At 71.6% G+C, this 20,372-nt stretch carries 13 protein-coding genes; 9 read left to right on the forward strand and 4 right to left on the reverse strand.

Going from position 1 to position 20,372, the window contains the following annotated elements:
- The first annotated feature begins 208 nt into the window (after positions 1 to 208).
- Complete coding sequence (locus tag ACNYS0_RS27130) at positions 209 to 2,098, forward strand: AMP-dependent synthetase/ligase (protein WP_422477052.1); 1,890 nt, start codon at positions 209 to 211, stop codon at positions 2,096 to 2,098.
- 60 nt (positions 2,099 to 2,158) lie between these two features.
- Here the strand turns inward: ACNYS0_RS27130 and ACNYS0_RS27135 are convergent, their stop codons facing one another.
- Positions 2,159 to 2,737 (reverse strand): response regulator, encoded by a 579-nt coding sequence (locus tag ACNYS0_RS27135; protein WP_422477053.1) that lies wholly within the window; start codon positions 2,735 to 2,737, stop codon positions 2,159 to 2,161.
- Between the two features lie 12 nt (positions 2,738 to 2,749).
- Positions 2,750 to 6,895 (reverse strand): HAMP domain-containing protein, encoded by a 4,146-nt coding sequence (locus tag ACNYS0_RS27140; RefSeq protein ID WP_422477054.1) that lies wholly within the window; start codon positions 6,893 to 6,895, stop codon positions 2,750 to 2,752.
- 102 nt (positions 6,896 to 6,997) lie between these two features.
- Between ACNYS0_RS27140 and ACNYS0_RS27145 the strand changes: the two genes are divergently transcribed.
- Positions 6,998 to 8,953 (forward strand): SpoIIE family protein phosphatase, encoded by a 1,956-nt coding sequence (locus ACNYS0_RS27145; protein WP_422477055.1) that lies wholly within the window; start codon positions 6,998 to 7,000, stop codon positions 8,951 to 8,953.
- Between the two features lie 36 nt (positions 8,954 to 8,989).
- Positions 8,990 to 10,222, forward strand: coding sequence for a radical SAM family heme chaperone HemW (hemW, locus tag ACNYS0_RS27150; RefSeq protein WP_422477056.1), 1,233 nt, complete (start codon positions 8,990 to 8,992; stop codon positions 10,220 to 10,222).
- Positions 10,223 to 10,333: 111 nt separating this feature from the next.
- On the opposite strand, the gene ACNYS0_RS27155 is transcribed toward hemW, so the two are convergent.
- Together ACNYS0_RS27155 and ACNYS0_RS27160 are read right to left on the reverse strand one after the other, a co-directional pair.
- Positions 10,334 to 11,155, reverse strand: a complete 822-nt coding sequence (locus ACNYS0_RS27155; protein WP_422477057.1) for a DUF3097 domain-containing protein — start codon at positions 11,153 to 11,155, stop codon at positions 10,334 to 10,336.
- Between the two features lie 34 nt (positions 11,156 to 11,189).
- Positions 11,190 to 11,930: an MBL fold metallo-hydrolase gene (locus ACNYS0_RS27160; protein WP_422477058.1), complete on the reverse strand. Its 741-nt coding sequence runs from the start codon at positions 11,928 to 11,930 to the stop codon at positions 11,190 to 11,192.
- A 144-nt stretch (positions 11,931 to 12,074) separates the two neighbouring features.
- Between ACNYS0_RS27160 and hrcA the strand changes: the two genes are divergently transcribed.
- The 6 genes from hrcA (at position 12,075) to ACNYS0_RS27190 (ending at position 20,248) form a co-directional block, all read left to right on the forward strand.
- Positions 12,075 to 13,091, forward strand: coding sequence for a heat-inducible transcriptional repressor HrcA (gene hrcA, locus ACNYS0_RS27165; RefSeq protein ID WP_422407266.1), 1,017 nt, complete (start codon positions 12,075 to 12,077; stop codon positions 13,089 to 13,091).
- Positions 13,092 to 14,231: a molecular chaperone DnaJ gene (gene dnaJ / locus ACNYS0_RS27170; RefSeq protein WP_385757015.1), complete on the forward strand. Its 1,140-nt coding sequence runs from the start codon at positions 13,092 to 13,094 to the stop codon at positions 14,229 to 14,231.
- 235 nt (positions 14,232 to 14,466) lie between these two features.
- A complete protein-coding gene (locus tag ACNYS0_RS27175; protein ID WP_422477059.1) occupies positions 14,467 to 15,540 on the forward strand; it encodes a nitronate monooxygenase in 1,074 nt (357 codons plus the stop codon).
- Positions 15,540 to 16,286 (forward strand): 16S rRNA (uracil(1498)-N(3))-methyltransferase, encoded by a 747-nt coding sequence (locus ACNYS0_RS27180; RefSeq protein ID WP_422407263.1) that lies wholly within the window; start codon positions 15,540 to 15,542, stop codon positions 16,284 to 16,286. Before ACNYS0_RS27175 ends, ACNYS0_RS27180 begins: the two co-directional genes overlap by 1 nt.
- A 78-nt stretch (positions 16,287 to 16,364) precedes the next feature.
- Positions 16,365 to 16,931, forward strand: a complete 567-nt coding sequence (locus ACNYS0_RS27185; protein ID WP_422477060.1) for a hypothetical protein — start codon at positions 16,365 to 16,367, stop codon at positions 16,929 to 16,931.
- A gap of 68 nt (positions 16,932 to 16,999) precedes the next feature.
- Positions 17,000 to 20,248, forward strand: a complete 3,249-nt coding sequence (locus tag ACNYS0_RS27190) for a S41 family peptidase (RefSeq protein WP_422477061.1) — start codon at positions 17,000 to 17,002, stop codon at positions 20,246 to 20,248.
- The last annotated feature ends 124 nt before the right edge of the window (positions 20,249 to 20,372 follow it).

The raw sequence follows: 20,372 nt of genomic DNA on the forward strand, positions 1-20,372 counted from the left end.
GGGTCCGGCAGGCGTTCGCGCCGCCGGGCCCTGCTTTTGTGTAAGCCCTGTGAGGGGTGGGGACGAAGCACGCAGTCGGGTGAAGTCGGAGGCCGGAGCCCCTTACGCGGCGGGCGGGTGACGCTTACCCTGATCACTGCCCAATGGTTACTCACCAGTTAAACAAGCCGCTGAAACAAGCCGCACTGCCGCGGGCCCGGAGGACGTCGTGAGCGACACACAGACCTTGATCGAGAACCGTCCGCCCTCCGTGGCGAACCTCTTCCTGGAGCGCGTGACGGCGACACCGGACGCCGAGGCCTACCGCTATCCGGTGCCCCCGGCCTCCGGCACGGGCCCCGACGACTGGAAGTCGCTGAGCTGGGCGCAGGCCGCGCAGCGCGTGTACGCCATCGCCGCCGGCCTGGTCGAGCTGGGCGTGGGCCCGCAGGAGCGGGTGGCGCTCGCCTCCTCGACCCGCGTCGAGTGGATACTCGCGGACCTCGGCATCATGTGCGCGGGCGCGGCGACCACGACCGTGTACCCGCAGACCAACGAGGACGAGTCCTCGTTCATCCTGTCCGACTCCGAGTCGAAGGTGATGGTCGCGGAGGACGCCGCGCAGCTCGCCAAGGCGCGGGCCCGCCGCTCCGAGCTGCCGGAGCTGCGGCACGTCGTGGTGATCGACGCGACCGGTGTCGAGCCGGACGCCGCCGACCCCGACGGCTGGGTGCTCACCCTGGAGGACCTGGAGGCGCGCGGCGCCGCGTACCTGGAGAAGAACCCGGACGTCGTCACCGAGCGGGTCGCGGCGATCGAGAAGGACCAGCTCGCCACGCTCATCTACACCTCCGGCACCACCGGCCGCCCCAAGGGTGTCCGGCTCCCGCACGACAACTGGTCGTACATGGCGAAGGCCATCGCGGCGACCGGCCTCGTGAGCGGCGAGGACGTGCAGTACCTGTGGCTGCCGCTCGCGCACGTCTTCGGCAAGGTGCTCACCTCCGGCCAGATCGAGGTCGGGCACGTCACCGCGGTCGACGGCCGCGTGGACAAGATCATCGAGAATCTGCCGGTCGTGCAGCCGACCTACATGGCCGCCGTGCCGCGCATCTTCGAGAAGGTCTACAACGGTGTCGCCGCGAAGGCGCGGGCCGGCGGCAGCGCCAAGTTCAAGATCTTCCAGTGGGCGGCCGGGGTCGCGCGCGAGTACGCGAAGGTCAGCCAGGACAACTTCCGCCGCACGGGCGTCGCCTCGGTGCCGTTCAAGCTCGCCTCGAAGCACAAGGCCGCCGACCGCCTGGTCTACGGCAAGCTGCGGGAGGCCTTCGGCGGGCGCCTGCGGGCGTGCGTGTCCGGCTCGGCCGCGCTCGCTCCCGAGATCGGCTACTTCTTCGCCGGCGCGGGCGTGCACATCCTGGAGGGCTACGGACTGACCGAGTCCAGCGCCGCCTCCTTCGTGAACCCCGGTGAGGCGTACCGCACCGGCACCGTCGGCAAGCCGCTGCCCGGTACCGAGGTGCGGATCGCGGACGACGGCGAGATCCTGCTGCGCGGCCCCGGCATCATGGAGGGCTACCACGGCCTTCCCGACAAGACGGCCGAGGTCCTGGAGTCCGACGGCTGGTTCCACACCGGCGACATCGGCGAGCTGTCCAACGACGGCTACCTGCGGATCACCGACCGCAAGAAGGACCTCATCAAGACCTCGGGCGGCAAGTACATCGCGCCCGCCGAGGTCGAGGGCCAGTTCAAGGCCGTGTGCCCGTACGTCTCCAACATCCTGGTGCACGGCGCCGACCGGAACTTCTGCACGGCGCTCATCTCGCTCGACGAGCCGTCGATCCTGGAGTGGGCCAAGGAGAACGACCTCAGCGGCGCCTCGTACGCGGAGGTCGTCGCCGCGCCGCAGACGGTGCAGCTCATCGAGGGCTACGTGAAGGAGCTGAACGAGGGTCTCCAGCGCTGGCAGACCATCAAGAAGTTCAAGCTCCTGCCCCGCGACCTCGACATCGAGCACGGCGAGCTGACGCCCAGCCTGAAGCTGAAGCGCCCGGTCGTCGAGCGCGAGTACAAGGCGCTGCTCGACGAGATGTACTCCGGCAGCCGCGAGGGCTGACGCCCCGAGGAGACGCCGCGGTCGGGCAGGCGCCCGGGCAGGGCCCGTCGAGGACGGGCCCTACCCCCGGCGCAGCAGCCGCAGCGTCTCCTTCATCTCCCCGATGTCGTGGCGGAGTTCCCGCACTTCGGGGTTCTCGTTCTCGGTCAGGCGGCGCTCCATCGTCGTCATGCGGGCCGCGAGGTCGTCCAGCTGCTGGTGCTCGCGGGTCAGGAGGCGTTGCAGCTGGCGGTTCTTGCGGTGCAGGTCGAGGAAGACGGTCACCTTCGCGCGCAGCACCCAGGGGTCGAACGGCTTGGTCAGATAGTCCGCCGCGCCGGTCGCGTAGCCGCGGAAGGCGTAGCCGGTGTCGGCCTCCGTGCCGGTCAGGAAGATGATCGGGACGTCCTTGGTCTGGTCGAGACGCTTGATGTTCGTCGCCGTCTCGAAGCCGTCCATGCCGGGCATCCTGATGTCCAGGAGGACGACGGCGAACTGCCTGCGCAGCAGCGCCTTCATCGCCTCCTCGCCCGAACGGGCCCTGACCAGCGGCTCGTTGAGCGGCCCCAGGACGGCTTCGAGGGCGGTCAGGTTGTCCTCCATGTCGTCGACGAGGAGGATGCTGGCTCGATCCGCTGAAGTGGTCTGTGCAGTGGTCATGTTGACGGTGCCTCACTCAGTGGTCGCCGGAGTACCGGAGACCTCGGCGGCGGACGGTTCCGCCTCCTCGGGGGCCAGCAGCTCGCACACGACGTTCAGCAACTGGTCGACGTCCACCGGTTTCGGTACGTAATCATTCGCACCCTTGGCGATGGATTTCTCGCGGTCGCCGGGCATGGCCTTGGCAGTCAGCGCCACGATGGGCAGTCCGGCCCACCGCGGTGTACTGCGAATGACGGAGATCGTCTCGTAGCCGTCCATCTCGGGCATCATGATGTCCATCAGGACGAGTTCGACATCGGGGTGGCTCTCCAGCGTCTCGATGCCCTCGCGGCCGTTCTCCGCGTACAGGACCGGCATGCCGACGCGACCGAGTACATGGGTGAGCGCGAAGACGTTGCGGATGTCGTCGTCGACGATCAGGACGCGGCGGCCCGGCAGGACCTGCCCCGGCCTGCCCGTCTTCCACTGCTCCAGTTTCGTCGTCGCCGGCCAGTTGTCCTCCTGTTCCGGTGGCTGCGGCGTCGCGAACGTGTCCGCGGGGGTTCCCTGCTCGGGCACGGAGGTCGCGTCCGGCAGGGCGGGCGGCTCCTGCTCCTGTCCGGGCGGCGGCTCGTGCCCGGGGCAGCGCACGGGGACGTACAGGGTGAAGGTGGAGCCCTCGCCGGGCTCGCTCTCCGCGACGATGTGGCCGCCGAGCAGCGCGGAGATCTCCCGGCTGATGGACAGGCCGAGGCCCGTGCCGCCGTACTTGCGGTTCGTCGTGCCGTCGGCCTGCTGGAACGCCTCGAAGACGACGGCCAGTTTGTCGCGCTGTATGCCGATCCCGGTGTCGGTGACGGCGAAGGCGAGCAGGTCGTCGCTGTCGCTCAGCGGGGCCCCCTCGGGGCTCTTGACCCGGCGGACCCGCAGTTCGACCCGGCCCTGCGCGGTGAACTTGATCGCGTTCGACAGGAGGTTGCGCAGGATCTGCTGGAGCCGCTGCTCGTCGGAGAACATCTCCCGCGGAACGTCCTCGCCGACCGACACCTCGAAGGCGAGGCCGCGGTCGAGGGTGAGGGGCCGGAACGTGGCGTGGACGTAGTCGAGGACCTTGATGAGGGGGAGCTTCTTGGGGCGTACGTCCATCCGGCCGGCCTCGATCTTCGACAGGTCGAGGATGTCGGTGATGAGCTGGAGCAGGTCGGAGCCGGAGCGGTGGATCGTCGTCGCGAACTGCACCTCCTGGTCGTTGAGATGACCGTCCGGGTTGTCGGAGAGCAGCCGGGCGAGGATGAGCAGCGAGTTGAGCGGGGTGCGCAGCTCGTGCGACATGTTCGCCAGGAACTCCGACTTGTACTGCGAGGAGGTCGCCAACAGAGCGGCTTTCTCCTCCAGTTGGGCGTTCGAGCGCTGCAATTCGGCCTGCTGGCGCTGGAGTTCGTCCGAGCGCTCCTGGAGCTGGATGGCGAGCCGCTGGGACTCGCCGAGCAGGGACTCCGTGCGGGAGTTGGCGATGATGGTGTTGATGGCGACGCCGATGGTGTTCACGAACTGGTCGAAGAACGCCAGGTGGACGTCGGAGAAGCGGGAGAACGAGGCCAGCTCGATCACGCCGAGGAGCTTGTCCTCGAAGAGGATCGGGATGATCACGACGGACGCGGGCGCCGCCTCGCCGAGCCCGCTGTTGATGTTGATGTAGTCCGGCGGCACCTCCTCCACCAGGATCCGCTTCTTCTCCAGGGCCGCCTGCCGTACGAGGCCGTGGACCGGCATCCCGCCCGTGTCGATGACCGAGGCGGAGCCCGAGCCGTACCCCGCGATGTACGCGAGTCCCTTGGTCGGTACGGCTGTCGGCTGTTGCGTGCCGTCCTCGTCCTCCTCCGCGAGGAAGAAGGCGCCGTACTGCGCGTTCACCAGCGGTGTCAGCTCGCGCAGGATCAGGTCGGCGACCTCCATCAGGTCGCGGTGGCCCTGCATCAGGGCGGCGAGGCGGGCCAGGTTCGACTCCAGCCAGTCCTTCGCGCGGGTCGTCTCGCGGAGGTTGGCCACCATCAGGTTGATGTTGTCCTTGAGCTCGGCGACCTCGCCCTGCGTGTCCACCGTGATCGAGCGGGACATGTCGCCCGAGGTCACTGCGGAGGCGACCTCGGCGATGGCGCGGACCTGTGTGGTCAGGTTCAGCGCCAGCTCGTTCACGTTCGTCGTCAGGCGCTTCCACGTGCCGTACACGCCCTCGACCCGGGCCTGGCCGCCCAGCTGGCCCTGGGAGCCCACCTCGCGGGCCACCCGGGTCACCTCGGAGGAGAACGAGGAGAGCGTGTCGACCATCGTGTTGATCGTCGTCTTCAGTTCCAGGATCTCGCCGCGGGCGTCGACGTCGATCTTCTTCGACAGGTCGCCCTGGGCCACGGCGGTGGCGACCTGCGCGATGTTGCGCACCTGCGAGGTCAGGTTGTCCGCCATGTAGTTGACGTTGTCGGTGAGGTCCTTCCAGACGCCCGAGACCCCGTGCACGGTCGCCCGCCCGCCGAGCCGCCCGTCGGTGCCGACCTCGCGGGCCACGCGGGTCACCTCGTCGGCGAAGCCGCGCAGCTGCTCCACCATCGTGTTGACGGTGTCCTTCAGCTCCAGGATCTCGCCGCGCGCGTCGACCGAGATCTTCTTCGACAGGTCGCCCTGCGCCACGGCGGTCGTGACCTGGGCGATGTTGCGCACCTGCGAGGTCAGGTTCGACGCCATGAAGTTGACGTTGTCGGTGAGGTCCTTCCAGACCCCGGACACGCCGCGGACCTGCGCCTGGCCGCCGAGGTTGCCCTCGGTGCCGACCTCGCGGGCGACGCGGGTGACCTCGTCGGCGAAGGCGGAGAGCTGGTCGACCATCGTGTTGATCGTCGACTTGAGTTCGAGGATCTCGCCCTTCGCCTCGACCGTGATCTTCTTGCCGAGGTCTCCCTGCGCCACCGCCGTCGACACGAGCGCGATGTTGCGGACCTGGGAGGTCAGGTTGTCCGCCATGAAGTTGACGTTGTCGGTGAGGTCCTTCCAGACGCCGGAGACGCCGCGGACCTGGGCGCGCCCGCCCAACTGGCCCTCGGTGCCGACCTCGCGGGCGACGCGGGTGACCTCGTCGGCGAAGGCGGAGAGCTGGTCGACCATCGTGTTGATCGTCGACTTGAGTTCCAGGATCTCGCCCTGGGCGTCGACCGTGATCTTCTGGCTCAGGTCGCCATCGGCCACGGCGGTCGTGACCTGCGCGATGTTGCGGACCTGGGAAGTCAGGTTCGACGCCATGAAGTTGACGTTGTCGGTGAGGTCCTTCCAGACGCCGGAGACGCCGCGGACCTGGGCGCGCCCGCCCAACTGGCCCTCGGTGCCGACCTCGCGGGCGACGCGCGTGACCTCGTCGGCGAACGCGGAGAGCTGGTCGACCATCGTGTTCACGGTCAGCTTCAGCTCGAGCAGCTCGCCCGTCGCCTCGATCGTCACCGTGCGCGTCAGGTCGCCCTGCGCCACCGCCGTCGTCACGAGCGCGATGTCCCGCACCTGCGCCGTGAGCCGCGACGCCATGGTGTTGACCGCCTCGGTCACGTCGCGCCAGCTCCCGGAGAGCCCCGTCACCTTGGCGCGCCCGCCGAGCCTGCCCTCGGTGCCCACCTCGCGGGCCACCCGTGTCACCTCGCCGGTGAACAGGGAGAGCTGGTCCACCATCTTGTTGACCGAACGCCCCAACCGCCGCAGGTCGCCCCGGAGTTGGCGGGAGCCGTCGTGCAGATCGACGCGCTGGGTCAGGTCGCCGCCCGCCACCGCTTCGAGCACCCGCGTGGCGTTCGCGGTCGGCGCGACGAGCGCGTCGATGATGGTGTTCACATCGCCGACCCGGGTGATCCAGGCGCCCTGTCCCGGACTGGCGTCGAGGCGCTCGTCGAGGCGGCCGTGCCGGGTGATTTCTCTGCGCACGCGCGCGAGTTCGGAATTGAAGTGCAGGCTGCGGTCCGCGAGCTGGTTGAACGTCGCGCCGAGTTCACCGACCAGCCCGTCCGCGGTGGAGGGCACATGGGTGAACGTGCCGTCCCGGGCAGCCGTCAGCGCGGCCAATAACGGCCGGAGATCGCTCGGGCGAATGGCTTCGTCACCGTAGCCCTTCTGAGGTGCACGCATACCACTGTTCTCACTCATAGCGGCCTACTTAGGTAACTCCGCGCTTATGGGCGTGGTCAGTCTGTCACTCTGTCGGTGTCGCCTGAGGCGTCTTTGCCACAACTACTCAGGAGCCGAAACGTGGGTTCCATTCCGATCCAGCGGGAGAGCGCTCTCGGCCACCCGGACGTGCCGGACCAGCCGGCCGGGGAGCCGATCTTCGCGCGCACGTCGCTGCCGGGAAACCCGCTCGCGCCCTCCGCCGCCCGCCGCTTCCTGCGGGCCGCGTTCGCCGACTGGACCGAACTGCCCGAGCTGTCGGTTTCCCTGACCCTCGACGGCCGCCTGATGGACGACGCGACCGTCGTGCTCAGCGAACTCGTCACCAACGCCGTCGTGCACGCCGGCACCGGAGTCGACCTCCTGTGCCGCCTGGAGGGCCCCACTCCCGACGGCAGCGCCACCGCCGGGCTCGTCGTCGAGGTCACCGACCGGCACCCGGCCCGCGCCGTCCGCAACGACCGGGGCTTCCGCTCGCCCGAGACCCCCGAGTACGGCCGCGGGCTCCAACTCGTCGCCTCCCTGGCCGAGTTGTGGGGCATCACCTACGGGCACGGAACCAAGACCGTCTGGGCCCGCATCCCCGCCGACGCCCCGACGGCCGCCGCGGAGATTCCCGACACCCCGGCCCGCGTGCGCAACCTGCAAAGGGGCTTGCGCGCCGCGGAGATCCTGGCGCCCGCGTCCCGGCGCGCCCCCCAGGACCAGGACTGGATCAACCGCGGCGCGCTCTCCTTCCTCGCCGAGGCCTCCGACCTGCTCGCGGGACAGCTCGACGAGGACATGGTGGCCGCCCTCGTCGGCCAGCTCCTCGTGCCGCGGCTCGCCGACTGGTGCGCCATCTGGTTCTACGAGGAGGAGGGGCGCGGCCTGCCGGGCGTCGTCGAGCACGACGTGCTGGGCGCGGGCCCGATGCAGCTGCCCCGGCTCGCCCGCGTCTGGCACACCCACGAACAGCGGACCGAGGAGCTGCGCGGACTCCTGGAGAAGGAGCCCCCGCGGCTGCCCGACCGGCTCTCCGGCGCCGTCCCCGTGCCCTGGCCCTTCGACGCGCGGGGCGGCGCGGGGGCGGAGGGCTCGGGCTCCGCGCTCGCCTACCGGCTCTCCGCGGGCGGCCGCGCCCTCGGCATCCTGCTGATCGGCCGGTCGGGGCTGCACCGCTTCCCCGACGAGATCACCGGGCTCGTCGAGGACTTCAGCAGGCGCGTCGCCCTCGCCGTCAGCGCGGCCCGCAGGTTCACCCGGCAGGCCACCATCAGCCGCATCCTTCAGAGCGGACTGCTGCCCACGTCCATGGCCGAGATCCCCGGCGTCAAGACGGCCCTCGTGTACGAGCCGAAGGAGGCGGGCGGCCCCGGCGGCGACTTCTACGACGTGTTCCCGGCCGGCGACGGACGCTGGTGCTTCGCACTCGGCGACGTCCAGGGCAAGGGCCCCGAGGCCGCCGTCGTCATCGGCCTCGTACGCCCCTGGCTGCGGCTCCTGGCGCGCGAGGAGTACCAGGTCGCGCAGGTCCTCGACCGGCTGAACAGGCTGCTGCTCGACGACGCGACCGAGGCCTCCGACGCCGCCGCCCGCGCCCTCGCCGCCGCCGACGGCCGGGGCGTCCCGCCGGAGGGCTCCACCTCCCGCTTCCTCTCGCTCCTCTACGGCGAGCTGACCCCCACCGAGGACGGCGTGCTCTGCACCCTCGCCTCCGCCGGGCATCCGCTGCCGCTGCTGATGCGGCCGGGCGGAGAGGTCGTCGCCGCGGCCGCGCCGCAGGTGCTGCTCGGTGTCGTGGACGACCCGGACTACACGAGCGAAACGTTCGTGATGCGCACCGGGGACACGCTCCTCGGTGTCACCGACGGGGTGACGGAGCGGCGCCGCGGTGCCGTCCAGTTCGACGACGGCGACGGTCTGGCGCAGGCGCTCGCCGGGTGCGCGGGGCTGACGGCGCAGCTGCTCGCGGAGCGGATCCGGCGGCTCGTGCACGCTTTCGGGGACAGTCCGCCGGACGACGACCTGGCGCTGCTGGTGCTCCAGGCGCAGTGAGGCGGGGTTTGCCCGGCGAGGCGGGACAATGGGTTCATGCCTTCCGCACTTCCCGATGGTGAGCCCGTGCCCGACGACGGTTCGCTGCCCGCGTCCGCCCTCGCCGGGTCCGGCTCCCGGCCCCTCGGCTTCTACCTCCACGTCCCGTACTGCGCCACGCGCTGCGGCTACTGCGACTTCAACACGTACACGGCCACCGAGCTGCGCGGCACGGGCGGCGTGCTCGCGTCCCGTGACAACTACGCGGAGACGCTGGTCGACGAGGTGCGCCTCGCGCGCAAGGTCCTGGGGGACAACCCGCGCCCGGTCCGCACCGTGTTCGTCGGCGGCGGTACGCCGACGCTCCTTCCGGCCGCGGATCTCGTGCGGATGCTGGGGTCGATCCGTGACGAGTTCGGGCTCGCGGACGACGCGGAGATCACGACCGAGGCGAATCCGGAGTCGGTGGACCCGGCCTACCTGGAGACGCTGCGGGAGGGCGGCTTCAACCGGATTTCGTTCGGGATGCAGAGCGCCCGGCAGCACGTGCTGAAGGTCCTCGACCGGACGCATACGCCGGGGCGGCCCGAGGCCTGTGTCGCGGAGGCCCGGGCGGCGGGGTTCGACCACGTCAACCTCGACCTCATCTACGGCACCCCCGGAGAGACGGACGACGACTGGCGGGCCACGCTCGACGCGGCGCTCGGGGCGGGGCCCGACCACGTGTCGGCGTACGCGCTGATCGTCGAGGAGGGCACGCAGCTCGCGCGGCGGATCCGGCGCGGCGAGGTGCCGATGACCGACGACGACGTGCACGCGGACCGCTATCTGATCGCCGACGAGGTGCTCGGCGCGGCCGGGTTCGACTGGTACGAGGTGTCGAACTGGGCGACGTCCGAGGCCGGGCGCTGCCTCCACAACGAGCTGTACTGGCGCGGGGCCGACTGGTGGGGGGCCGGGCCCGGGGCGCACTCCCATGTGGGCGGGGTGCGGTGGTGGAACGTGAAGCACCCCGGCGCGTACGCGGCGGCGCTCGCGGGTGGGCGGTCGCCCGGGGCCGGGCGTGAGGTACTGGCGGAGGAGGACCGCCGGGTCGAGCGGATCCTCCTTGAGCTGCGGCTTCGGGACGGGTGCCCGTTGGAGCTGCTGCGGGCGGACGGCCTTGCGGCGGCGCGGGGCGCGCTGCGGGACGGGCTCCTCGAGGCGGAACCGTTCGCCGCGGGCCGCGCGGTCCTGACGTTGCGTGGCCGCCTGCTGGCGGATGGCGTGGTCCGCGACCTGGTCGACTGACTTCGGACCGCCGCCCCGGGAGGGAGCGGGTGGGCAATTCAAGCCCCGCCGGCGATTGAGGCGCGGGGTCCGGGGCGGAGCCCCGAGAGCGCAACCACGGTGCGGGGCGAGTTACGCCGGGGCCGTCACGAAGTCGATCAGTTCCTCGACTCGGCCGAGGAGTTCCGGTTCCAGGTCCTTGTAGGAGTGCACCCGCGACAGGATGTGCTGCCACGCCTCCCCCGTGTTCGCCACCCGCCATCCGAGCGCCCGGCACACCCCCGTCTTCCAGTCCTGCCCGCGCGGCACACGCGGCCACGCCTCGATGCCCACCGAGGCCGGCTTCACCGCCTCCCAGATGTCGATGTAGGGGTGGCCCACGACCAGCGCGTGCTCACTCGTCACCGACTGGGCGATGCGCCACTCCTTCGAGCCCCGCACCAGGTGGTCCACGAGAACCCCGAGCCGCGCGTCCGGCCCCGGCGCGAACTCGGAGACGACCGCCGGGAGGTCGTCGACGCCCTCAAGGAACTCCACCGCCACGCCCTCGATGCGCAGGTCGTGGCCCCAGACCCGCTCGATGAGCTCGGCATCGTGCTTGCCCTCGACGTAGATGCGGCCCGCGCGGGCCACCCGGGCGCGGGCGCCGGGCACCGCCACCGATCCCGACGCGCTGCGGGCCGGCCGCGTCGGGGCCTGCGCCGAGGGACGTACGAGGGTGACGACCTTGCCGTCGATCATGAAACCGCGCGGCTCCATCGGGAACACCCGGAGCTTGCCGAAGCGGTCCTCAAGCGTGACCGTCGGCCCCTGCGCCGTCTTCTCGACCCGGATCACCGCGCCGCAGAAGCCCGTGGTGACCTCCTCGACGACGAGGTCGGGTTCGGCCGGCACCTCGGGGGTCGGCTTGTTCCGCTTCCACGGGGGAGTGAGATCGGCAGAGTACTGGCGCATTCGAGGGACGATAAGAGAAGTCCCAGGTCCCCGGCTACGACACGCCGAAACGCGTCGCCAATGTGGCGCGTTGCGCGCGGACGAACTCCGCATTCACCACCGAACCGTGCCCCGGCACGTACACCGCGTCCTCGCCGCCGAGGTCGAGCAGCCGGTCGAGCGCCGCGGGCCAGTGCCCCGGCGCCGCGTCCCGGCCCGCCTGCGGTTCGCCCGACTCCTCCACCAGGTCGCCGCAGAAGACGATCTCCGGCGCGCCCGGGACCAGCACCGCCAGATCGTGGCCGCTGTGCGCAGGGCCGATGTTCGCCAGCAGTACCGTCAGGCCGCCGCCCAGGTCGAGCGTCCGCTCCCCGCACACCCGGTGCGGCGGAGTGACGAGGATGTCGACCGCCTCGGCCGCCTCCTCCGGGGGCACCCCGTGGCGCACGGCGTCGGCGCGCAGCCCCTCGGCGCCGTGCTCGAAGAGGGCGTCGATGCCCACCGCCCCGTACGCCTCGACCCCCGCGAACGCGGCCGTGCCGAGCACATGGTCGAAATGGGGGTGGGTCAGCGCGACATGCGTCACCCTTCGGTGCGGACCGAGGAGCGCCCGGGTGTCCGCGCGCAGCCGGGCGCCTTCACGGAGTGAGGATCCGGTGTCGATCAAGAGTGCCGCGTCTTCACCGACCACGAGGCCGGTCGTGCAGTCCCAGCCGGGCAACCGCACCCGCCCCACGTTCGGCGCGAGCCTCTCCCAGCCCGACGAGGCCCAATCGATACGTTGCGCGAACTCCATACCTCGACGCTAGCTCCCTTGCCGGGCCCGTACCCACCGGCCGTACACTGAGCCGGGGAAGATTGGCACTCGCCCACAGGGAGTGCCAAAGCAGGAAGATCGCAAGGAACGAACGCAGCGGCTGTTCTCTGGAGGTGTGCGCCGATGCTCAACGAACGCAGGCTCGAAGTACTGCGCGCCATCGTCCAGGACTACGTCGGCACCGAGGAGCCCGTCGGCTCCAAGGCGCTCACCGAGCGGCACAAGCTCGGGGTCTCGCCGGCGACCGTGCGCAACGACATGGCAGCCCTGGAGGACGAGGGATTCATCGCCCAGCCGCACACCAGCGCCGGGCGCATCCCCACCGACAAGGGCTACCGCCTGTTCGTCGACAAGCTCACCGCCGTGAAGCCGATGGCCGCGCCCGAGCGGCGCGCCATCCAGAACTTCCTGGACGGCGCCGTCGATCTCGACGACGTCGTCGGCCGCACCGTGCGGCTGCTCGCGCAGCTCACGCGGCAGGTGGCGATCGTCCAGTACCCGTCCCTGACCCGGTCCACCGTGCGCCATGTCGAGCTGCTCTCGCTCGCGCCCGCCCGTCTGATGCTCGTACTGATCACGGACACCGGGCGCGTGGAGCAGCGGATGATCGACTGCCCGGCGCCGTTCGGCGAGTCCTCCCTCGCGGATCTGCGGGCCCGGCTGAACAGCCGCGTCGCGGGCCGCAGGTTCGCCGACGTGCCGCAGCTGGTGCAGGACCTGCCGGAGGCCTTCGAGCAGGAGGACCGGGGCACGGTCTCCACGGTGCTCTCCACTCTTCTGGAGACACTCGTCGAGGAGACCGAGGAGCGGCTGATGATCGGCGGTACCGCCAATCTCACGCGCTTCGGACATGATTTTCCCCTCACCATCCGGCCCGTTCTGGAGGCCCTTGAGGAGCAGGTCGTGCTCCTCAAGCTCCTTGGCGAGCTGGGAGATTCGGGCATGGCCGTACGGATCGGTCATGAGAACGCCCATGAGGGACTCAACTCCACATCCGTCGTGTCGGTCGGCTACGGTTCGGGCGGCGAGGCAGTGGCCAAGCTCGGCGTGGTCGGCCCGACCCGCATGGATTACCCGGGAACGATGGGAGCAGTACGCGCAGTGGCACGTTACGTCGGACAGATCCTGGCGGAGTCGTAAGTGGCCACGGACTACTACGCCGTACTCGGCGTGCGCCGCGACGCTTCCCAGGACGAAATCAAGAAGGCCTTCCGAAGGCTGGCGCGTGAGCTTCACCCGGACGTGAATCCGGACCCGAAGACTCAGGAGCGCTTCAAGGAGATCAACGCCGCCTACGAGGTGCTCTCCGACCCGCAGAAGAAGCAGGTCTACGACCTCGGGGGCGACCCCCTGTCGCAGGCCGGCGGAGGCGGCGGGGCCGGTGGCTTCGGCGCCGGCGGGTTCGGGAACTTCTCGGACATCATGGATGCCTTCTTCGGCACGGCGTCGCAGCGGGGACCCCGGTCCCGCACGCGCCGTGGCCAGGACGCCATGATCCGGCTCGAGGTCGAGCTGGACGAGGCGGCCTTCGGCACCACCAAGGACATTCAGGTCGACACGGCTGTGGTCTGTACGACCTGTAGCGGTGAGGGCGCGGCGCCCGGCACCTCGGCGCAGACCTGCGACATGTGTCGCGGGCGCGGTGAGGTCTCGCAGGTGACGCGGTCCTTCCTCGGCCAGGTCATGACCTCGCGGCCGTGCCCGCAGTGTCAGGGCTTCGGCACGGTCGTCCCGACGCCGTGCCCCGAGTGCGCGGGCGACGGCCGGATCCGGTCCCGTCGCACGCTCACGGTGAAGATCCCGGCCGGTGTGGACAACGGCACGCGGATCCAGCTCGCGGGCGAGGGCGAGGTCGGCCCCGGCGGCGGTCCCGCCGGTGACCTGTACGTGGAGATCCACGAGCTGCCGCACCCGACCTTCCAGCGGCGCGGCGACGATCTGCACTGCACGGTCACCATCCCGATGACGGCGGCGGCCCTCGGCACGAAGGTGCCGCTGGAGACGCTCGACGGCACGGAGGAGATCGACATCCGGCCCGGCACCCAGTCCGGCCAGTCGGTTCCGCTGCACGGGCGCGGTGTCACGCATCTGCGGGGCGGCGGCCGTGGCGACCTCATCGTGCACGTCGAGGTCATGACGCCGCAGAAGCTGGACCCGGAGCAGGAGCGGGTGCTGCGGGAGCTCGCGAAGCTGCGCGGCGAGGAGCGGCCCACGGGGCAGTTCCAGCCGGGTCAGCAGGGTCTGTTCTCCCGTCTGAAGGACGCGTTCAACGGCCGTTGAGCCACCCGTTTACGCCGCACCGGCGTTACGGCCCCGGGGCTCCGCCCCGGACCCCGCGCCTCAATCGCCGGCGGGGCTTGATAAATCAAGCCCCGCCGGCGATAGGTATGTCCGGGCCCTGATTTTCAGCCCCTGCGGCGATTGAGCAGCGGGGTCCGGGGCGGAGCCCCGTGACGTGTGCGGGCGGGAGCCGGGTCGATTCGGCCCCCCGGAGGGGACGTGGCACGATGCGGGCATGTCCTCCGCACTGACCGATCTCTGCCCCCTCCCGATCGTGCAGGCCCCCATGGCGGGCGGCGCTTCGCACCCCGCCCTGGTCGCCGCCGTGGCCGAGGCCGGAGGGCTCGGTTTCCTCGCCGCCGGATACAAAACGGCCGACGGGATGTACCAGGAGATCAAACAGGTGCGGGCGCTCACCGGACGCCCCTTCGGCGTGAACCTCTTCATGCCGCAGACCGAACACGCGGACCCGGCCACCGTCGAGGTCTACCGCAACCAGCTCGCGGGCGAGGCCACCTGGTACCGCACCCCGCTCGGCGAGACCGACAGCTGCGGCGACGACGGCTACGACGCCAAGCTCGCGATCCTCGTCGACGACCCCGTCCCGCTGGTCACCTTCACCTTCGGCTGCCCCCGCCGCGCGGACGTCCAGGCGCTGCAACGCGTCGGCACGAAGGTCGGCGTCACCGTCACGACGGTGGAGGAGGCGCAGGCCGCGCAGGAGGCCGCCGCCGACCTGGTGTGCGTACAGGGGATCGAGGCCGGCGGCCATCAGGGCACGCATCGGGACAACCCCGAGGCCGACGGCAGCGGGATCGGCCTCCTGTCGCTGATCGCGCAGGTGCGCGAGACCGTGCAGCTGCCGATCATCGCCGCGGGCGGCATCATGCGCGGCGCGCAGATCGCCGCGGTGCTCGCGGCCGGCGCCGATCTCGCGCAGCTCGGCACCGCGTTCCTGGTCACCCCGGAGTCCGGCGCGCCGGAGCCGCACAAGCAGGCCATGACCAACCCGCTGTTCAACCGGACCGAACTGACGCGGGCCTTCTCCGGCCGCCCCGCGCGCGGCCTCGTCAACCGGTTCATGCGCGAGCACGGCCCGTACGCCCCCGCCGCGTACCCGCAGGTCCACCACATGACGTCGCCGCTGCGCAAGGCCGCGGCCAAGGCCGGTGACCCGCAGGGCATGGCGCTGTGGGCGGGCCAGGGACACCGGCTCGCCCGGGAGCTCCCGGCCGGGCACCTCGTGGAGGTCCTGGCCGCCGAACTCGACGCCGCGAGGGCCGCGTTGACGCAGCGGGGTGCCGCCTGATGACCGCTCCCGTGTTCGTCGTCGAGGGGGACGTCCCCGGCGACCGCCCGTATGTGCTCGACGGGCCCGAGGGGCGGCACGCCGTCTCCGTGAAGCGGCTGCGGGCCGGCGAGACCGTGACCCTCACCGACGGGCTCGGCTCGTGGTGCGAGGCCGTCGTCACCGGCAGCGAGGGCAAGGACCGGCTCGCGGTCGAGGCGGGTCCCGTGCACGTCGAGGCCGAGGAGCGGCCGCGGATCACCGTCGTACAGGCCCTGCCGAAGGGCGACCGGGGCGAGCTCGCCGTGGAGACCATGACCGAGACGGGCGTCGACGCGATCGTGCCGTGGGCCGCGTCCCGGTGCATCACGCAGTGGCGCGGCGACCGCGGGCTCAAGGCGCTCGGAAAGTGGCGGAACACCGCGCGCGAGGCCGGGAAGCAGTCGCGGCGGGTGCGCTTTCCGGTCGTCGAGGAGGCCGCGACGACGAAGGAGGTCGCCGCGCTGCTCGCCGGGGCGGACTTCGCGGCGGTGCTGCACGAGGACCGGGACGCCCCGAGCGGGGCGCTGGCTTCGGCCGGACTTCCGGACAGCGGCGAGATCGTGCTCGTCGTCGGCCCCGAAGGCGGTGTGTCGCCCGAGGAGCTGGCGGTGTTCGAGGAGGCCGGGGCGCTTCCGATGCGGCTCGGGCGGAGCGTCCTGCGCACCTCGACGGCCGGAACGGCGGCAGTGGCGTTGCTGCTGGGGCGTACGGGACGGTGGGGTTAGACACCCGCCCGCACATTGTCCCGATAGTGGCCGCAACCGCACTACCGAGGCTGTACGTCCGCTGGCATTCTGCCGTGCATGCGGGGATCGAGGGGGTTCGGCGGGCTCGTCCTCGTCGCTGCCGTCGTCGCCACGGGCGTCGCGTGCCAGCCGATCGAGGGCGACCTCAACGTGTCGACGGTCGCGATCACCACCGACCAGCTGGCCACCGCCGAGCTCAACCGGCAGCACGCCAAGGTCGACTGGCTCAGCTGCACCGGCTCGTACAGCAGCAGCTCGACGGCCGGCGGCTCGCCGTCCGGCAGTGCCACGGCGGGCGAGGTGAAGGTCGACTGCCGGGGGAAGACCGAGGACGGCAAGGACATCACCGTGCAGGGGTGGGTGTACGGGGTCGTCTCCGGAAAGTGCGTGCGGGGGAAGACCATCGCGCGCATCGACGGCAAGGTGTGGTTCAGCTACGCGGTGCTCGGCAACTGCGCAGCGAACGACAGCACTTCGCCCCCGCAGGAATCGCAGCAGCCGGCGCCCTCGCAGGACCCGAAGCCACAGGAACCCGAGCCGCAGGAGCCCCAACCGGGCTCCACCAGCACGGTCACCGAGACCGTCACGGTGACGGGGCCGCCGCCCACGTTCCACGGCAAGTGACGCCGACTTTCCACCACAAGTGATCGGACGGGCTGACGTGGCACGCGGCCAAATTTAGGCTGGGCCGGGTGACGACTCCTGCATACCTCCGGTTCCCGCACCTGCAAGGCGAGTTGGTGGTCTTCACCGCCGAGGACGACGTGTGGGCCGCGCCCCTCGACGGCGGCCGCGTCTGGCGGGTCAGCGCCGACAACATGCCCGTCGCACACCCCCGGCTCTCCCCGGACGGCGGGACGGTCGCCTGGACCTCGCGCCGCGACGGGGCCCCGGAGGTGCACATCGCCCCGGTGGCCGGCGGGCCGGCCAAGCGCCTGACGCACTGGGGGAGTTGGACGACGAACGTGCGCGGCTGGACCCCCGACGGACGGGTGCTCGCCACCACCACGCACGGCCAGGCATCCCTGCGCCGCAGCTGGGCGCGGGCCGTGCCGCTGGACGGCGGACCGGCCGAGACACTGCCGTACGGGCCGGTGGGCGGCGTCGCGTTCGGGCCGCGGTCCCAGGTCCTGCTGCTGTCCGCGCCGATGGGCCGGGAGGCCGCCTGGTGGAAGCGGTACCGGGGCGGCACGGCGGGCAAGCTGTGGATCGACCGGAGCGGCGAAGGCGACTTCGGGCGGCTGCACACCGAGCTCGACGGGAACATCGAGTGCCCGATGTGGGTGGGGGAGCGCGTCGCGTTCCTCTCCGACCACGAGGGCGTCGGCGCGCTCTACTCGTCCCTGCCCGACGGCTCCGAACTGCGGCGGCACAGCGCCGTAGGGGGCACCTCCCGGACGGAGTCCGGGGGAGGCTTCTACGCGCGGCACGCGGCCACCGACGGCGAGCGGGTCGTCTACGCGAGCGCCGGTGAACTGTGGCTGGTCGAGGGCCTCGACGAGGGCGTGGAGCCGCGCCGCCTCGACATCCGCCTCGGCGGCCAGCGCGTCGACATGCAGCCGCGCCCCGTCGACGCCGCGAACTGGTTCGGCGCCGCGTCCCCCGACCACACCGGACGCGGCAGCGCCGTCAACGTGCGCGGCGCCGTGCACTGGGTGACCCACCGGGCGGGCCCCGCCCGCGCGCTGGCCGCCGAACCGGGCGTACGGGCCCGGCTCCCGCACACCTTCCGCGTCGACGGCGAGGAACACGTGGTGTGGGTGACGGACGCCGAGGGCGACGACGCCCTGGAGTTCGCGCCCGCCACAGGGGCCGCGCCCGGCGCAACGCCGCGCAGACTCGGCGCCGGGCGGCTCGGCCGGGTGCTCGCCCTGACCGTGGCGCCCGACGGCGGCCGGGTCGCCGTCGCCTCGCACGACGGCCGGGTGCTGCTCGTCGAGCGGGACAGCGGCGACGTACGGGAGGTGGACCGCAGCGAGGACGGGAACGCCACAGGGCTCGCGTTCTCCCCGGACTCGGCGTGGCTCGCCTGGTCGCACCCGGGACCGCACGACCTGCGCCAGCTCAAGCTCGCCAACGCCACCGACCTGTCGGTCAGCGAGGCGACCCCGCTGCGGTTCCGGGACTGGTCGCCCGCGTTCACGCTCGACGGCAAGCACCTGGCGTTCCTGTCGGCGCGCTCCTTCGACCCGGTCTACGACGAGCACGCCTTCGACCTCGCGTTCGTCAGCGGCTCGCGGCCGCACCTGATCACGCTCGCCGCGACGACCCCGTCGCCGTTCGGGCCACAGCGCCACGGCCGTCCCTTCGACGCCCCGGACAGTCCGGGGGCCGAGACACCCGAGAGCGAGGGCGCGCCCGCGACCCGCGTCGACCTGGAGGGCCTGCTCGACCGCATCGTCCCGTTCCCGGTGGAGGCGGCGCGCTACTCCCGGCTGCGCACGGCCAAGGACGGCGTGCTGTGGCTGCGGCACCCGGTGCGCGGCGTGCTCGGCGACTCCCGTGCCGGTCTCGACGCGCCGGAGCCCAAGACCCGCCTGGAACGCTACGACCTGGTCCAGCAGCGCATCGAGGAGATCGGCTCCGACGCCGACCACTTCGAGGTCAGCGGCGACGGCAAGCGGGTGCTGCTGTGGACGGGCGAGGTCCTGAAGGTGGTCCCCAGCGACCGGCGCCCGGCCCACGACGACGACAGCGACACCAACATCACCGTCGACCTCTCCAGGATCAGCCAGAGTGTCGACCCGGCGGCCGAGTGGCGGCAGATGTACGAGGAGGCCGGGCGCCTCATGCGGGACAACTTCTGGCGGGCCGACATGAACGGCGTCGACTGGGACGGGGTCCTGGACCGGTACCGGCCGGTGCTCGACCGGGTCGCCACCCACGACGACCTGGTCGACCTGCTGTGGGAGGTGCAGGGCGAGCTGGGGACCTCGCACGCGTATGTCACGCCGCGGGGCGGGCGGGGCTCCGCCGCGCGCAGGCAGGGGCTGCTCGGCGCCGACATCTCCCGTCACGAGGAAGGGAGTTGGGTCGTCGACCGGGTACTGCCCTCGGAGACCTCCGACCCGCGCGCCCGCTCACCGCTCGCCGCGCCCGGTGTCGCGGTGCGCGCCGGGGACGCGATCGTGGCGGTGGGCGGTCGGCCCGTCGACCCGGTGACGGGGCCCGCGCCGCTGCTGGTCGGCACGGCCGACAAGCCGGTGGAGCTGACGGTCTCGCCGGCCGGGGGCGGCGACCCCCGCCATGTGATCGTGGTGCCGCTCGACGACGAGGAACCGCTGCGCTACCACGCGTGGGTCGAGGACCGGCGGGCGTACGTGCACCAGCAGTCGGAGGGGCGGCTCGGCTACCTCCACGTCCCGGACATGCAGGCGCCGGGCTGGGCGCAGATCCACCGGGACCTGAGCGTGGAGGTGGCGCGCGAGGGCCTCGTCGTGGACGTCAGGGAGAACCGGGGCGGGCACACGTCGCAGCTCGTCGTGGAGAAGCTGGCGCGCCGCGTGGTGGGCTGGGACCTGCCGCGCGACAGCCGCCCCTTCACGTACCCGATGGACGCGCCGCGCGGGCCCGTCGTCGCGGTGGCCAACGAGTTCTCCGGCTCGGACGGCGACATCGTCAACGCGGCGATCAAGGCGCTCGGTATCGGTCCCGTCGTGGGCGTACGTACGTGGGGCGGCGTCATCGGCATCGACAGCCGCTACCGGCTGGTGGACGGGACGCTGGTCACCCAGCCCAAGTACGCGACCTGGATGGAGGGTTACGGCTGGGGCCTGGAGAACCACGGGGTGGATCCGGACGTGGAGGTGGTCCTCACTCCGCAGGACGCGGCGGCCGGTCGTGACCCGCAGTTGGACGAGGCGATCCGCATCGCGCTGGCTGCTCTCGCGGAGAACCCGGCCAAGTCCGCGCCGACGCTGCCGCGGGCTTCGACGGAGTAGTGGTTGCGGCCGCGGGGCTCTGCCCCGGACCCCGCTGCTCAATCGCCGCAGGGGCTTGAAATACCAAGCCCCGCCGGCGATTGAGGCGCGGGGGCCGGGGCGGAGCCCCGTGAGCGCGACGCCG

It is taken from the genome of Streptomyces anthophorae (assembly GCF_049310305.1).
GTDB lineage: Bacteria > Actinomycetota > Actinomycetes > Streptomycetales > Streptomycetaceae > Streptomyces.